General features: G+C 47.1%; 14 protein-coding genes. 13 read left to right on the top strand and 1 reads right to left on the bottom strand.

The features are described from left to right. Nucleotides 1-189 precede the first annotated feature (189 nt). From MNQ98_RS19800 to MNQ98_RS19765, 8 genes are all read left to right on the top strand, one after another. Entirely contained in the window at nt 190-336 is a 147-nt protein-coding gene (locus tag MNQ98_RS19800; protein ID WP_241929780.1) for a hypothetical protein, read from the top strand. A 274-nt stretch (nt 337-610) separates the two neighbouring features. Beyond that, nucleotides 611-955 (top strand): 50S ribosomal protein L19, encoded by a 345-nt coding sequence (rplS, locus tag MNQ98_RS19795; protein WP_007132095.1) that lies wholly within the window; start codon nt 611-613, stop codon nt 953-955. A gap of 103 nt (nt 956-1,058) precedes the next feature. After that, nucleotides 1,059-1,676 carry a signal peptidase I gene (lepB, locus tag MNQ98_RS19790; RefSeq protein ID WP_241929779.1) on the top strand — a complete coding sequence of 206 codons (618 nt, stop codon included), beginning with the start codon at nt 1,059-1,061 and terminating at the stop codon, nt 1,674-1,676. A gap of 49 nt (nt 1,677-1,725) precedes the next feature. Then, nucleotides 1,726-2,592, top strand: a complete 867-nt coding sequence (ylqF, locus tag MNQ98_RS19785) for a ribosome biogenesis GTPase YlqF (RefSeq protein ID WP_241929778.1) — start codon at nt 1,726-1,728, stop codon at nt 2,590-2,592. A 213-nt stretch (nt 2,593-2,805) separates the two neighbouring features. Next, entirely contained in the window at nt 2,806-3,423 is a 618-nt protein-coding gene (locus MNQ98_RS19780; protein WP_241929777.1) for a ribonuclease HII, read from the top strand. 80 nt (nt 3,424-3,503) lie between these two features. Continuing rightward, nucleotides 3,504-5,615, top strand: a complete 2,112-nt coding sequence (locus MNQ98_RS19775; RefSeq protein WP_241929776.1) for a hypothetical protein — start codon at nt 3,504-3,506, stop codon at nt 5,613-5,615. Next, nucleotides 5,612-5,911 carry an EscU/YscU/HrcU family type III secretion system export apparatus switch protein gene (locus tag MNQ98_RS19770; RefSeq protein ID WP_241929775.1) on the top strand — a complete coding sequence of 100 codons (300 nt, stop codon included), beginning with the start codon at nt 5,612-5,614 and terminating at the stop codon, nt 5,909-5,911. Before MNQ98_RS19775 ends, MNQ98_RS19770 begins: the two co-directional genes overlap by 4 nt. After that, on the top strand, nt 5,908-6,294 hold the full coding sequence (locus MNQ98_RS19765) for a YraN family protein (protein ID WP_241929774.1): 387 nt from the start codon (nt 5,908-5,910) through the stop codon (nt 6,292-6,294). Before MNQ98_RS19770 ends, MNQ98_RS19765 begins: the two co-directional genes overlap by 4 nt. Nucleotides 6,295-6,578: 284 nt before the next feature. On the opposite strand, the gene MNQ98_RS19760 is transcribed toward MNQ98_RS19765, so the two are convergent. Next, nucleotides 6,579-8,198: a YifB family Mg chelatase-like AAA ATPase gene (locus tag MNQ98_RS19760; RefSeq protein ID WP_241929773.1), complete on the bottom strand. Its 1,620-nt coding sequence runs from the start codon at nt 8,196-8,198 to the stop codon at nt 6,579-6,581. A gap of 644 nt (nt 8,199-8,842) precedes the next feature. Here MNQ98_RS19760 and sucC point away from each other — a divergent pair. From sucC to trmFO, 5 genes are all read left to right on the top strand, one after another. After that, the gene (sucC, locus tag MNQ98_RS19755; protein WP_208918839.1) at nt 8,843-10,003 is read left to right on the top strand and encodes an ADP-forming succinate--CoA ligase subunit beta; all 1,161 of its coding nucleotides are present in this window, start codon (nt 8,843-8,845) and stop codon (nt 10,001-10,003) included. A 93-nt stretch (nt 10,004-10,096) separates the two neighbouring features. After that, on the top strand, nt 10,097-11,026 hold the full coding sequence (sucD, locus tag MNQ98_RS19750) for a succinate--CoA ligase subunit alpha (protein WP_241929772.1): 930 nt from the start codon (nt 10,097-10,099) through the stop codon (nt 11,024-11,026). A 109-nt stretch (nt 11,027-11,135) separates the two neighbouring features. Then, a complete protein-coding gene (dprA, locus tag MNQ98_RS19745; protein WP_241929771.1) occupies nt 11,136-12,257 on the top strand; it encodes a DNA-processing protein DprA in 1,122 nt (373 codons plus the stop codon). Nucleotides 12,258-12,291: 34 nt separating this feature from the next. Further along, complete coding sequence (gene topA, locus MNQ98_RS19740; protein ID WP_241929770.1) at nt 12,292-14,391, top strand: type I DNA topoisomerase; 2,100 nt, start codon at nt 12,292-12,294, stop codon at nt 14,389-14,391. Between the two features lie 20 nt (nt 14,392-14,411). Beyond that, complete coding sequence (trmFO, locus tag MNQ98_RS19735; RefSeq protein ID WP_241929769.1) at nt 14,412-15,746, top strand: FADH(2)-oxidizing methylenetetrahydrofolate--tRNA-(uracil(54)-C(5))-methyltransferase TrmFO; 1,335 nt, start codon at nt 14,412-14,414, stop codon at nt 15,744-15,746.

Raw genomic sequence — 15,746 nt, 5'->3', positions numbered from 1 at the left:
TTTGATGTCAATCGTGACTAAAAATGCTTTTTATCTGATTCATAGGGGATACCATTATATTGTTACGCAATTGTTATGAAACTTTACGTCTAATTTAGTTCTGGATTCAACATAAGGTGCATAGGATACAAGATTGGGTAATAATAATTTGTAGCAAATGGTTAATGAACTTTTAGGAGGATTATGATCATGGCAGAAAACAATTATGTAGAACAATTTAAAAGCGAAAATGAACAGGATGATGATGTGCAATTTCATACAGTAGATGATATTTTGGCATATTACAACGACCGACATACATCTCTTGCAGACAAAACGGAAGATACCGTAAATTAAAAAATAAGTTACTTAGGGTTTGAACGTTACTTGTCAGTTTTATGTAAGAATAATCAACCCACTCTTAAGGATCTGTTTTCCTCCAAGAGTGGTTTTTTATTGTTCCCCATTGCGACGGATAAATGATCGAAGAGTACAAAATACTTGCTTCTGCCCATGATTTGTGTTAATATTTCTTTTGTTGTGAATACGGTGGTCCGCTGCGGATAATGATGGGGAACAAGAGGTTTTCCGGAAGAGGCAAGAACGCCTGTGTGAGAGGAGGGAGTCCTAGATGAATATCGTACAAGCGATTACTCAAGAGCAACTTCGCAAGGATATTCCGAGCTTTCGTCCTGGCGACACTTTAAAAGTGCACGTTAAGGTTATCGAGGGATCTCGTGAGCGTATCCAGTTGTTCGAAGGTGTTGTAATTAAACGTCGCGGTGGCGGAATCAGTGAGACTTTTACAGTTCGTAAAATTTCTTACGGTGTTGGTGTGGAAAGAACTTTCCCAATCAACTCGCCTAAAATCGAGAAAATCGAAGTGGCTCGCCGTGGTAAAGTGCGTCGTGCGAAGCTTTATTATCTTCGTGAACTGCGCGGTAAAGCAGCGAGAATTAAAGAAATTCGTCGTTAATCAACTGACGGTAAAAGGGGCTTGTACGTATATACAAGTCCCTTTTGTATATCCAAAAATGATTATATGCTGTAGCTCATCAATACAGAGAGGACGGTGAATTATGCAGCAGGATACAAATCAAGAGACATTTGAAACGAACGAGGCAGAGAAACCGGTTAAGAAGAAAAAGAATGAAGTGGTGGAATGGCTTAAAGCTCTTCTTATTGCATTAGTTCTTGTGGTTCTCATTCGCTGGCTTCTCTTTAAACCATTCATTGTGCAAGGACCGTCAATGCAGCCTAACTTTGTAACGGGACAGAAGCTCATTGTCAATGAGATCCTGTACGATATCCGTAAACCGGAGTGTGGAGAAGTAGTCGTATTCCATGTGCCTTCCGAAGGAAGAGATTTCATTAAGAGGGTAATTGCAGTAGCCGGAGATACAGTTCAGGTTGAAGGAGACAAAGTACTCGTTAACGGAAAGCCTGTTAATGAAACCTACATACAAGAGGCTATCGATCAGGCACATGCAGATGACAGGCTCTATAACAGTACGAACTTCCCGAATGCGCATTTCTCGGATGGAAAGGTACCTGAAGGTCATGTGTTTGTAATGGGTGATAATCGTTCTAATAGTACAGACAGCCGGATGATCGGTTTTATTCCATTGGAAGATATCGTAGGCCGGGCTGACCTGATTTTTTGGCCGATAAAAGATATTGGTTTGATTAATCACTAGCAGGGAATATAAAGAATAATGGAATTGGAATTTTTGTGAGGTGACGACGTTGACGATACAATGGTTTCCAGGACATATGACAAAAGCACGCCGTCAAATACAGGATAAACTGAAGTTGATTGATGCTGTTATTGAGCTGATCGACGCCAGACTGCCGCTATCTAGCCGCAATCCGATGATCGACGATATCTTGCAGGGAAAGCCGCGACTGATCATTATGAACAAGGCGGATCTGGCAGATCCAGAGGTGACTCGTCAGTGGCTGACGTATTTTAAAGAACAGGGCCATACGGCATTCCCGGTAGACGCTGCGACAGGCACGGGTGTTAAAGATATACCAGATCAGGTGAAACTGCTGCTTAAAGAGAAAATCGACAAACAGATAGCCAAAGGTATGAACCCTCGGGCCATGCGTGTTCTGATTGTAGGTATTCCGAATGTAGGTAAGTCCACCTTGATCAACCGATTGGCAGGGCGCAGTATTGCTGCTACAGGAGACCGTCCGGGTGTGACTAAGGGCCAGCAGTGGATTAAGGTTGCGGGTGGTGAAATGGAACTGCTCGATACGCCGGGTATATTGTGGCCGAAGTTTGAGGATCAAAATGTTGGATACCGTCTCGCAGTGACTGGGGCCATCAAGGAAGAAATATTGAACGTCGAGGATATTGCCTTTTTTGCGGTTAAATACTTGTCTAAATATTACTGGGAACCCATGAGCGAGCGATTTGATCTGAAGCAGCGTCCAGAGGATTTTGAGAATCCGGATGAGATTGTGACAGTGATGGAGGACATTGGCCGTAAGCGCGGTTGTATCATGAGCGGTGGGCGAGTGGATTTGGAAAAAGCCTCAAGCGCCTTTTTACGTGAACTGCGGGCAGGGAAAATGGGTCGCTTCTCAATGGAATCACCCTATTAACTGAACATTGGAAACCACCGGTAACGGTGGTTTTTTTGTGATGTTTTTCCGTTAAGTGAGGGATATGCAGTTATTGAAGAGCTTAAGGATGGGTGGTTGTCCACGGCTGCATATGATATGATTTGTCTAATAGATTTGTAGATTCGAAGTGCAGGTATCGAGACAGAAGAATGAATCAGAAGCCTTACTACCAGGCATCAAGGAGTTTTTGTTATGAGTGATTTGTTATTATATGAACGTGAGTACTGGACCCGGTATGTACATATTGCAGGAATTGATGAGGTAGGGCGAGGTTGTCTGTTTGGGGATGTTGTTGCGGCTGCGGTTATTCTGCCAGAAGGATTAGTTATTGAAGGAATTAATGATTCAAAGAAGTTGAGCGCTAAGAAGCGTGATACTTTGTATGATCTTATTATGGAGCAAGCGCTTGCTGTCGGCGTTGGGCAGGTGGATGCTGAAACAATCGATCGGATTAATATAAAACAGGCTGCCAGGTTGGCAATGAAAATGGCATTGGAGCAGCTGGTGGTAACTCCACAATTTTTGCTAGTCGATGCGGAAAAGATAGACTGTGACATACCGCAGCTTGCCATCATTAAAGGAGACGCCAACAGTCAATCCATTGCAGCAGCCTCTATTGTAGCGAAGGTAACACGCGATCGACTGTGTGAAGGATTTTGGAATACCGCTTATCCAGAGTACGGAATCGCCATACATAAGGGATACGCGACTAAACTGCATCGTGAGCAGATTTCCATTCACGGTCCAACACCGCTACATCGGCGGAGTTTTTTGAAAAATATTGAAGTTGAACAGTTGTCTCTATTTTAAAATCCTGTGCAGCCCGCCTTGTAAAAAGGCGGGCTGCTGCCGATATATAAGAAAAATGGATGTTTGGGGAGGAACAAATCGTGAACATCGGATCGTTGATTCGCGGTCTTCTTGGAGAGCAAAAGGTAGGCGAAACTAAAACGTTAGAAATGAAACCGGGTCAAGTTGTTCGCGGTATCGTCATGAATGTTTCGGAAGACGGACAGGAAGCGGTTGTACAGATTCAGGGAGTACAGGTGAAAGCCAAGCTTGAAACGCCGCTTCGGGCAGGGGAAGCTGCGCTGCTTCAAGTCCAACCACCAGGTGAAGAAGGAGTAACGGTATTGAAACCGTTGAGTCAATCTCCAAACCAGACGCTTACGCCGTCCTCAATGGTTGAGATACTTGAATTCGCGAGTCTGCCGGATACGAAGGAAAACCGGGAAATGATTCGTGGTATGCAGATGGTAGGAATTCCGTTAACGAAGGAAAATATAGCCCAGTTTAAAGAAATGCTTGCCATGAAGCCAGTCCAAGTACCTTTAAATGAGTGGATCGAGGCATCTGCTATTGCGTTTCACCGTGGGCTGCCTATAACACCAGAGAGCGTTAGAGGGCTGCATCAAGCTGTGTTTGGTCCTCAACTACACGAGCTGTTAAAATCTCTGGAGAATCAGCTTGCTGAAGTGCTACGGGGTAGTCAATCGAATGAGCAGCATATTGGAAAAAATATTGGAACATCTAATACGGCAGCGCTGGCTGCGGAAACAGCTGGTGAGGCTGCACCCTCCATGGGCGCTGGTGATAGACCGCCCTTTGCCGGTGAAGCGGCACGCGGGGGGCAGCAGGCCTTGCTGGCGAAGCTGCAGGACCTGCTGCAGCAGCTGCGCACAGGTACCGCGCAGCAAGGGCCTTTGGCCGGCGCTTCGCCTCAGCCGGCCAAAAGCGCTGCCGGAACGGCCATGCCGCCGGCAGCAGGGCAAGCCGCCGCGCCCACGGGGCCGGCGGCAGAGAGCGCGCCGCCGCCTTCGGCGCAAGCGGCGCAGCCTGGCGAAGGGGCCGCAGGCCCTTCGCCGAAGCCGCCCACCCACGGTGCGGAGCCGTGGGTGGGGCGGCTGCTCAAGCTGCTCGGTGCAGAGCACGAGCAGCAGGTGTTGCGCGGGGCGCAGCCACCCGCGCAGCAAGGCGGCGGGGCCAGTGGGAGCCCCGCTCAAGGATCGGCGGCAAGCACTGCAGCCGCCGGCCATACCGGGCCCCCGAACCCGACTAGCGGAGGTTCGGGGCCTGGTCCCAACATGGCTACAGAAGGATTCCAGGGAGCTTCTGCAGCGTCAGCAGCTCAAGGAACGGCTGCTACTACGAATGAACGGACGGGAGTCCCACAAGCTGCCCAGACAGCTCAACGTGGAACGCAAACCCAAGAGACAGGCCTCACTCAGGGAGCTAACAACACTACAACGCAGACGACACAGACTACGCAGACGACGCAGGCAGGGCAAACAGCACAAACAGCGGCAGCACAGGGGAATTCCGTTAACAGTTTGCAGGGGCCTGCTGCGAATATGGCAACTGCAGGTAACCTTACAATGGAACAGACAATGGCGAATCTTGGTTCCCAGATTCCCAGTACAGCGTTAGCTGTAAACGGCAGCAGTCCGGCGGATGGTCATGATACGTTGAAAGGACTGTTGCTTCAGCTTGCAGCGAGCAATGATATGCCACCTGCCCTGAAAGAGGCGGCCCAGCAATTGATACAACATCTGACAGGACAGCAGCTTTTGCTTAATACGGATAGAACAGCACCGTTCGCCCAGGTTACGATGTTTATTCCGTTACATGGGTCTGATGGACAGCAAACAGCATCCGTACATATTCAGTCACGGAGAGGCAGAAAGGGCGAGCTCGACGCAAGAAATTGCCGCTTGTGGTTTGACCTGGATATGAAACATCTGGGGCCAACCGTCATTGATGTTCATGTAGTAGACAAAATTGTAAGTCTTCATCTACGGAATGACCAGCCTTGGGTCTCGGAACTGTTTGAATCCAGAAAAAGCGAGCTCGCGGCAGGAGTAGAGTCGATCGGTTATCAGCTGTTCAGTATGAAGACAAGCCCCTTTCCTGAGATCACCGAGCTTGGTGCTGACAGCTCTGCAGGAGGTACGGCAGCAGAGTATACACCGCAGGTCTATAAAGGGGTGGATTATAGGATATGAAGGGGAAAGAATCCATATTAGCTTTGAAAAAAGCGGTAGCCTTAAAATATACCCCCGGTGAGAGCGATGCACCGATCGTAACGGCCAAAGGCCAAGGCAAACTGGCAGAGACGATTCTGGAACGGGCAAAGGAACATGGTGTCCCGGTTCAAGAGGATGCTGCCCTGGTAGAAGTACTCTCCAAGCTCGATTTGGATCAGCAGATTCCTACAGAGCTATATCAGTTGGTGGCCGAAGTTCTAACCTATGTCTATCAGGCGGATGGACTGGCTAAGGAAGGGGGTCAACCTTCATGAAACCTATGTCAGAAGGAAGGAAAGATTCCCGTAAACAAAAGGGAGCAGCCGCAGAAGAAGCTGCAGCCTCTTTCCTGGTAGAACGTGGTCTCAGCATATTGGACCGTAACTGGCGTAGTCGAATGGGAGAAATAGATATTATCGCGAACGACAGAGGGACGCTTGTGTTCGTTGAGGTACGGAGTCGAAGCGGTACGTCTACATATGGCACGCCATCCGAATCGGTTAACCATCGGAAGATCGCCCAAGTCCGCAGTATCGCCCAGCAGTATATTCATTACAAAAAAAGCTATGATATTCCGATTCGATTTGATGTGGTAGCTGTAATACTTAAGCCGGATATGAGCGTGGACTCCATTGAACTTATAGAGGCTGCCTTTTGAGCAGCCCTTGTCAACGATGGCAAGATAGAGAGGTAGCGGGCTAAGTCCGTTTCTAATCAAAAGAATGTCTCTAAAAAGCCGACATTTCATGGGTCGATTGAAAATCCGTGAAATGTCGGCTTTTATTGTTTTGTTTAAGATATTCTGGTCCATGAGAACCTTAACTTTCTCCAGGATGCAGTTCCCCTTAAGAGCGGCGTCTTTCAAATTTCAGAATACTGCACTCTAAGGCCCGAAGCTTTCTGGTTCTATTGAATATTTTCGATGTTCAACAGCAAAATAATCTAATACATTGCTTCATCCGTCGATACAGTTTGTTTGTCGAGTTGGCGGTATTGAATCGCCTCAGCAATATGACCGGAATTTATGTCTGAGGATCCCTCAAGGTCCGCAATGGTTCGGGCTAGCTTTAATATGCGGTCATATGCACGCATGCTAAGTCCCAGCATATCGAGAGTGGAATGGAGAAGATCGGCAGAAGCACGATCAAGCTTGGTAAACCGCCGAAGGGCGCTGCCGGACAGCTCACTGTTCCAGTTGAAGGGAGTATTTCGGTAACGTGCCAGTTGAACACTCTGGGCTAGATTCACCTGGACACACATCTCCTCCGAGGACAGCGGATTTGCTGTTCCCGGCCACTCTTTGGGCCTGGGTACGTCTACCTGGAGATCAATACGGTCAAGTAGTGGACCGGATATTTTGGCTCTATACTGTGCAATCCTCTGCAGACTGCATGTACAGCGATGATGTGGATGATCACTCCCATAGAATCCGCACGGACACGGATTCATAGAACAAGCGAGCATGAATCGGGCAGGGAAGGTAAACACAGCTCGGGCACGGCTAATCGTTACTTCACGATCCTCCAGCGGTTGCCTTAATACTTCTAACACACTTCGAGAGAATTCAGGCAGCTCATCGAGAAACAATATGCCTCTATGTGCCAGACTGACCTCGCCGGGCTTCGGAATCGTGCCGCCGCCGATAAGTCCGCCCGAGGATATCGTATGATGAGGTGAACGGAATGGACGCTGCCGCAGGAGACCTACGCTTTGTTTCAGCTTGCCGGCTGCGCTGAAAATTTTGGTCGTTTCCAAGGACTCTTCTTCACTCAACGCAGGGAGGATGGAAGGGAGACGTTTGATGAGCATCGTCTTGCCAGTGCCTGGTGGTCCAATAAGCAGGATATTATGCATTCCAGCGGCCGCGATGGTTAAGGCGCGCTTAACATGCTGTTGTCCAAGCACATCGCTGTAATCTTCGAATGAGATCCCATCTGTATCTTTAATAAAACTCTTAGCATGGGTTGATTCCGGCCGATAACGTAAGTGGGATAGTGAGACTACTATAGGCTCATTATCTTTTTTACGTGGCTTCGTCTTTCTATCTCCGGATTCCAATTCCCGGGCCTCAGTTAGATCTGCTAGATGACTAATCCCGTATATGTTCACTCCAGCGATTAATGCTGCTTCAGGAGCGTTTTCCCGTGGGAGGAGAACCCCTTGAAAGCCCTCGCGTTTGGCGCGTTCCACCATGGAAAGCACCCCTGTAACCGGCCTGAGACAGCCGTCCAGAGCGAGTTCCCCGAGCATTAGCAGCCGATCTGGGGAGGTCAACGTAAGCTGTCCGCTTGTCATCAAAATACCTAAAGCTATAGCCAGATCAAAGGATGAGCCTTCCTTTCGCAAATCAGCAGGAGCTAAATTCACAGTGACTCTTTGCATGGGATAGGTGAATCCGCAATTTTTAATCGCGGCTCTAACCCGTTCAACCGATTCACGGATGGATGAGTCGGGAAGACCGATGATGGAGGTTTGCGGCAACCCATTAGCAAGGTCCACCTCTACTTGGATGATAACACCGTCAATGCCGTACAGGCATGCGCTGTGAAGTTTGCCGTACATACCAAAAAACACCTGCTTTCTGATAGATCCCTGCCGCAGAGGCAGGGATGTTATCCGAAAAAAGGTGCTTCCTTATTTTCGCGCTATTTGTACCTATTTTATATACAAGTGAGAAGGGAAGTCAATGAAGAACATTATCGTATGAATGACAGACAAAACGATCAGGAAATATGTCGGCATTTTAACAAAGAGTGAGGTAAACGGTAAAACTTTTTGTAATCCGTACATTCTATTGGTAAAATATTCTTGTACGAGCTTGCTTAGATTATTTTAAACGAAGTTCTCAAAAGGATAAAAGAAATTTTGAGAACTTGGGGAGGAAACGATGACGATCCTTTGGGAAAATATTGTGATAACATTGATTGCAGGCATTTTAATCATCGCCATAGGGATTTTCATAATCAAGATCATTATTAAAAGTTTTAGGAAATGACACTAAAAAAGCACTAAAATACCGTTAAATCAACACTTTTTTAACAAAATTTCCCAAGCATTCTCTAGTTGGAATCATATCCATATCAAAAAGCTGTGGATAAGTTGTGAACTTTTTAAGGTAAGCGTTTTAAAAACATGTTACAATAGCTTGGGTTTGTATATAGGTTTATAAGGCCTTGTTCCAGTCATGTTGATAGGAGGATTCCAGAATGAATATCCATGAATATCAAGGAAAACAAGTACTGAAGCAATATGGAGTGGTCGTTCCTAACGGCAAGGTAGCTTTTACGGTAGAGGAAGCTGTTGAGGCGGCACAATCGCTTGGCAGTCCCGTAACCGTTGTCAAAGCGCAAATCCATGCAGGCGGACGCGGTAAAGCTGGCGGCGTTAAAGTAGCCAAGAATCTCGATGAGGTTCGTGCTTATGCCGAAGAAATTTTGGGAAAGGTACTGGTAACACATCAGACCGGACCTGAGGGTAAAGAAGTTAAGCGCTTGCTTATTGAAGAAGGCTGCGATATTCGCAAGGAGTATTATATCGGCGTTGTTGTAGACCGGGGTACCGGCCGTGTCGTTATGATGGCTTCGGAAGAAGGCGGCACAGAAATCGAAGAGGTTGCAGAAGCGACTCCTGAGAAAATTTTTAAGGAAGTCATTGATCCAGCTGTCGGGATGCAGATGTTCCAAGCCCGCAAGCTGGCATACGCTATCAATATTCCTAATGAACTGGTAGGCAAGGCAGCGCAATTCATGCTCGCATTGTATACCGCTTTTGTCGAAAAAGACTGCTCGATTGCCGAGATCAATCCGTTGGTTGTAACCGGTGACGGCAACGTTATGGCTCTGGATGCTAAGCTGAACTTCGATTCCAATGCACTGTACCGTCATAAGGATATTCAAGAGTTGCGTGATTTGGAAGAAGAAGACGAGAAGGAAATTGAAGCTTCCAAGTATGACTTAAGTTACATAGCATTAGATGGGAATATCGGCTGCATGGTAAACGGCGCAGGTCTTGCCATGGCTACGATGGACATTATTAAATACTATGGCGGAGACCCTGCTAACTTCCTTGATGTAGGAGGCGGCGCCACAACGGAGAAAGTAACAGAAGCATTCAAGATTATTTTGTCCGATCCGCAGGTTAAAGGTATTTTCGTAAACATTTTCGGTGGAATTATGCGCTGTGATGTCATCGCATCCGGTGTTGTAGAAGCGGCCAAACAGCTCGGACTTACTCGTCCGCTGGTCGTTCGTCTGGAAGGTACAAACGTTGATTTGGGTAAACAAATCTTGGCTGAATCCGGACTGAATATCGTTCCTGCTGATTCCATGGCTGATGGAGCACAGAAGATCGTTTCACTCGTTCAGTAATATTCATTCCTGAAGGGGCATGGCACGTAGGACGGTAAGTCCAGCCGTGCGGTTGCTTTCATTTTCAAATAACAATAGGGATGTGAATCAATCGTGAGTATTTTGGTCGATAAAAATACAAAAGTCATTACACAGGGGATTACAGGTAAAACTGCCCTCTTTCATGCGAAAGGTGCACTCGATTACGGTACGCAAATGGTCGGAGGAACTTCTCCCGGCAAAGGCGGCACCCAAGTTGAGATTACGCTGGAGAATGGTGAAACAGTCAGTCTTCCGGTATTTAATACGGTAGAAGAAGCCAAAGCAAAAACCGGTGCCACGGCTAGTGTTATCTACGTTCCTCCTGCTTTTGCAGCAGATTCCATTATGGAAGCGGTAGACGCAGAAATGGAACTTGTCATCTGTATTACAGAAGGTATTCCGGTGCTGGATATGGTCAAAGTTGCCCGTTATTTGGAAGGCAAAAAGACCCGTCTGATCGGACCTAACTGTCCGGGCGTTATTACACCGGGTGAATGCAAGATCGGCATCATGCCGGGTTACATTCATATGCCAGGACATGTGGGCGTTGTATCGCGAAGCGGAACCCTCACGTATGAAGCGGTTCATCAGCTGACAACACGTGGTATTGGACAATCCGCTGCAGTGGGTATCGGGGGCGACCCTGTTAAAGGTTCTGAGTTCATTGATATTCTTAAACTTTTCAATGAAGATCCTCAGACCCATGCTGTCATCATGATTGGTGAGATCGGTGGTACAGCGGAAGAGGAAGCGGCAGAATGGATAGCTGCGAACATGACTAAGCCGGTTGTCGGTTTTATCGGTGGTGCTACAGCTCCTCCAGGAAAACGTATGGGACATGCGGGTGCTATCATTTCCGGTGGTAAAGGAACAGCTAAGGAAAAGATGGCTGTCCTTGAAGCTTGCGGAATTAAAGTAGCTCCAACGCCATCCGAGATGGGTTCAACACTTGTGAGTGTGCTTGAGGAAAAGGGTATTCTTAACCTGTGCACAACACACTAAGCACGATGAAGTAACATAACGCTGTAGGTAAGCAACCTTTTATTTCCTTAACGGAAATGAAGGGTTGCTTTTTGTGTTTTTCTTTAGATTATGCCCTGGAGGTTATATAATGAAGCAATTGATTGAACGTGCGTTATTAATCGCCCTTCACGAGACAGAGGGAGTAGGCTGGAAGACAATTCAACGCTTCATGGTGAATGGTATTTTCGGTAAGCATATGACGGATTTTGAAGAAAAAGATTGGATAGCCTGTGGAGTTTCTGTCGAAACGGCCCGCAGATTATCGGACACCCTTGATTATTCTGTAGAAGAAAAATGCCGAAATTTGACTCTAAACTCATGTCAGATTATAACTAAACTTGATGAAGGATACCCTGACATGTTAAAGTCATCTCCGCAGGCACCTTGGGTTTTATATCTGCTCGGTAATGTTCATTTGTTGACTGAACCGGGAATCGCCATGGTAGGGACACGAGTACCAACAGCCTACGGACGGAAGGTTGGATCGATTTTGACTGAAGAATTAACCAGGTCCGGACTGACCGTCGTAAGCGGTATGGCTAGAGGTATTGACAGTGTTATTCATGAGACAGCTTTAAAATGTGGAGGTAACACAATCGCTGTTCTTGGAGCAGGAATTGATGTCATCTATCCACCGGAGAACCGCTCTTTATATGAAGAGATTTCTGTAAAAGGTCTTGTCCTATCCGAGTATCCACCAGGGACAAAGGCACATCCCGGTTTTTTTCCACAGCGAAATCGCATCATCGCCGGAATGACACTCGGAACGTTGGTCGTTGAGGCGGACGCCAGAAGCGGATCTTTGATAACTGCGGATGCTGCTTTGGAGGCAGGGAGGGATGTCTATGCCGTTCCCGGTCCTGTTACTTCTCCTAAAAGCAGAGGAACACTGGATTTAATCAAACAGGGTGCCAAGTTGGTCACCTGCGCTCAAGATGTTCTGGAGGAGTATGGATCATGGTTGCCAAGCGCAGAACAAAGCGCATCTTTCAAGGAGCAGCTGGGATCTTCGTCTAGGGATTACGATATTAGTGGGTTGACAAATGATGAAATGGAAATATACCATATGTTGCAACAGGGGCCCGGGACGCTGGATGAACTATTGGAGCGGTCCCGATGGGATTTTGGACATTTGCATTCAGTTCTGTTATCTTTAATCATAAAAAAGCAGATAACCCAATTACCCGGTGCAATATATAAGCTGATTTAATTGTAAGTTGAATGTTGGAGAGGAGGATGAACCTGTGGCGGATTCACTCGTCATCGTAGAGTCGCCGGCCAAGGCGAAGACGATTGGCAAATATCTCGGCAGTAAATACATCGTAAAAGCTTCGATGGGTCACATACGCGATTTGCCGAAAAGCCAAATCGGGGTTGAGGTCGAAAATGATTTCAATCCAAAATACATTACGATCCGCGGAAAAGGTTCTGTCTTGAAGGAACTGAAAGATGCCAGCAAAAAGGTGAAAAAAGTGTATCTGGCAGCTGACCCCGATCGTGAGGGGGAGGCCATTGCATGGCATTTAGCCCATGCTTTGGAGCTGGATGAATCTCAAAGCCTTCGGGTTGTATTTAATGAAATTACGAAAACGGCGGTAAAAGACGCCTTTAAAACGCCTCGCAAAATTAACATGGACTTGGTAAACGCACAGCAGGCAAGACGTATTCTGGACCGTCTTGTTGGGTACAAAATCAGTCCTCTATTATGGAAGAAAGTTAAAAAGGGACTGTCGGCCGGACGTGTTCAATCCGTTGCGGTCAAGATTATTATGGACCGCGAAAATGAAATCAGTGCTTTCGTTCCTGAAGAATACTGGACGATTACAGCTAAGCTTGCTGTGAAAGGCTCTGCGTTCGAAGCCAAGTTTTTGCAGCTGAATGGAGCCAAGAAAGAACTGACCAATCAGCAGGAAGTTAACGAAATTCTTTCTCTTATTAAAGACGCTCCGTTTGAAGTCGGAGATGTTAAGGAAAGAGAGCGCCAGCGTCATCCATCTGCTCCATTTACGACGAGTTCACTTCAGCAGGAGGCTGCACGTAAGTTAGGTTTCCGTGCTGCGAAGACAATGTCTGTCGCTCAGCAGCTGTACGAAGGTGTAGAGCTCGGAAAAGAAGGTACAGTTGGTTTGATTACGTATATGCGTACTGACTCTACCCGTATCTCGGGAACTGCGCAGGAAGAAGGTAAAGAGTTTATTATGGGTAAATACGGTGAGAATTTCGTACCGGAAAGCCCAAGACAATATTCAAAAAAGGCAGCCAATGCCCAGGATGCGCACGAAGCGATTCGTCCAACTTCTGTCCTTCGTGATCCGGAAAGTATGAAACCGTTCTTGAGCAGGGATCAGCTTCGTCTTTATAAATTGATTTGGGAACGTTTTGTAGCAAGTCAAATGGCTTCGGCTGTACTGGATACACTTTCTGTAGATATTGCTGCAGGACCAACTGTGTTCCGTGCAACGGGTTCGAAGGTTCGTTTCCCCGGCTTCATGAAGGTTTATGTAGAAGGAAACGACGATGGTACAACAGAAGAGGAGAAGTTTTTGCCTGAGCTGCACACAGGTGATGTTCTGACTAAAGAAGATATCGAGCCGAAGCAGCACTTCACACAGCCGCCGCCGCGATACACAGAGGCGCGTCTGGTTCGTACCTTGGAGGAACTCGGTATTGGACGTCCTAGTACGTATGCTCCAACACTTGAAACGATCCAAAAACGTGGTTATGTTGCGATTGAGGAGAAAAAGTTCGTACCTACCGAACTTGGCGAGCTTGTTATCGAACAGATGGAACAGTTCTTCCCTGAAATACTGAATGTTGAATTTACAGCTAACATGGAAGAAGATCTTGACCATGTCGAAGAAGGTTCTGAAGACTGGGTCAAGGTTCTCGGCGTGTTCTATGAATCCTTCGAGAAAAGGCTGGAAGTTGCCGAAGAAGAGATGAAAGAAATTGAGATCGAGGATGAGGTCTCAGATGAGATTTGCGAAAAATGCGGCAAGCACCTCGTATACAAGCTTGGCAGATTTGGTAAGTTTCTGGCTTGCTCGGGATTCCCGGATTGTAGGAATACAAAGCCGATTGTGAAAGACATTGGTGTAACTTGTCCGAAATGTAAAGAGGGACATGTGGTTGAACGGCGTAGCAAGAAGGGACGGGTCTTTTATGGATGTGACCGTTATCCGGAATGTGATTTTGTATCATGGGATAAGCCGTCGCTCAAGCCATGTCCGAATTGCAGCAGTCTGATGGTCGAGAAGAAGAGCAAGCAGGGCATCAAATTGCAGTGCACGGCATGTGACCATACGGAAATGGTGGAAGAGCAGGACGAGACCGAGGATTTGTAAGGCATACAGGGGGTTATTACGTGACAGACGACATACAAAGGGTTACTGTCATCGGTGCAGGACTCGCAGGAAGCGAGGCTGCTTGGCAGATCGCAAGCCGAGGGGTACCCGTGACATTATATGAAATGCGGCCAGTCGTAAAAACACCGGCTCACCATACGAATAAATTTGCTGAACTCGTCTGCAGTAATTCACTACGTGCGAATGGAATGAGTAATGCAGTTGGTGTGCTTAAGGAAGAAATGCGGATGCTGAACTCCCTGGTCATCGGTTCCGCTGACAGGAATGCTGTTCCGGCAGGGGGAGCCCTTGCCGTAGACCGGGACGGCTTTTCTGGAGAAATCACGGATACACTTCATAATCACCCATTAATTGAGGTTGTAAATGAAGAAATTCAGCATATACCAGAAGAGGGAATCGTTGTTATTGCAACGGGACCTTTAACTTCACCGGCATTATCGTCAGAGATCCGGGGTATGATGGGCGAGGACTATTTTTATTTTTACGATGCAGCGGCTCCGATCATTGAGAAGGACTCCATTGATATGAGCAAGGTATATCTAGCGTCCCGTTATGACAAGGGAGAGGCAGCGTATCTGAACTGTCCGATGACTGAGGAAGAATTCGATGCGTTTTATGACGCGCTGATCAACGCTGAGGTAGCACAGCTGAAAGAATTCGAAAAGGAAATATACTTTGAAGGTTGCATGCCGATAGAGGTCATGATGAAGCGGGGTAAGCAGACGGCACTGTTTGGACCGATGAAGCCTGTTGGTCTGGTAAACCCCCATACCGGAAAACTGCCTTACGCTGTCGTCCAGCTTCGCCAGGATAATGCAGCGGGAACGTTGTATAACCTGGTTGGATTCCAGACCCATCTGAAATGGGGAGAGCAGAAGCGTGTGTTGTCAATGATACCGGGTCTTGAGAATGCGGAGATCGTCCGCTATGGTGTGATGCACCGTAATACTTTCGTGAACTCACCAAAACTTCTGGAACCGACTTATCAGGTAAAGACGCGTCCTAATTTGTACTTAGCAGGCCAGATGACCGGAGTAGAAGGCTATGTGGAGTCAGCTGCCTCGGGACTCATTGCAGGTATTAACGCTGCAAGAGCAGCCAAGGGGCAAGAAGGACTGGTATTCCCGCAGGAATCCACGATTGGAAGTATGGCATACTACATCACGAATGCAGACCCTGAACATTTTCAACCGATGAATGCTAATTTTGGTCTTCTGCCTAGTCTTGAAACCCGCATTCGTAAGAAGAAAGAGAAGAATGAAGCGCTTGCTAACCGGGCGCTGGATCAGGTTCGTGGATTTATTAGTTCAAATGATCTAAACACCATCCAATAA

The sequence above is a fragment of the Paenibacillus sp. N3/727 genome, assembly GCF_022637315.1.
Taxonomy (GTDB): domain Bacteria; phylum Bacillota; class Bacilli; order Paenibacillales; family Paenibacillaceae; genus Paenibacillus_AQ; species Paenibacillus_AQ uliginis.
This window is presented reverse-complemented; position numbering and strand designations above follow the sequence as displayed.

What these genes read in the sequence shown, in the direction of transcription:
- sucC (WP_208918839.1), top strand. Translation starts at nt 8,843, where the DNA reads ATGAATATCCATGAATATCAAGGAAAACAAGTACTGAAGCAATATGGA.
- MNQ98_RS19760 (WP_241929773.1), bottom strand. Translation starts at nt 8,198, where the DNA reads ATGTACGGCAAACTTCACAGCGCATGCCTGTACGGCATTGACGGTGTT.
- rplS (WP_007132095.1), top strand. Translation starts at nt 611, where the DNA reads ATGAATATCGTACAAGCGATTACTCAAGAGCAACTTCGCAAGGATATT.
- lepB (WP_241929779.1), top strand. Translation starts at nt 1,059, where the DNA reads ATGCAGCAGGATACAAATCAAGAGACATTTGAAACGAACGAGGCAGAG.
- MNQ98_RS19770 (WP_241929775.1), top strand. Translation starts at nt 5,612, where the DNA reads ATGAAGGGGAAAGAATCCATATTAGCTTTGAAAAAAGCGGTAGCCTTA.
- MNQ98_RS19780 (WP_241929777.1), top strand. Translation starts at nt 2,806, where the DNA reads ATGAGTGATTTGTTATTATATGAACGTGAGTACTGGACCCGGTATGTA.
- dprA (WP_241929771.1), top strand. Translation starts at nt 11,136, where the DNA reads ATGAAGCAATTGATTGAACGTGCGTTATTAATCGCCCTTCACGAGACA.
- MNQ98_RS19765 (WP_241929774.1), top strand. Translation starts at nt 5,908, where the DNA reads ATGAAACCTATGTCAGAAGGAAGGAAAGATTCCCGTAAACAAAAGGGA.
- MNQ98_RS19800 (WP_241929780.1), top strand. Translation starts at nt 190, where the DNA reads ATGGCAGAAAACAATTATGTAGAACAATTTAAAAGCGAAAATGAACAG.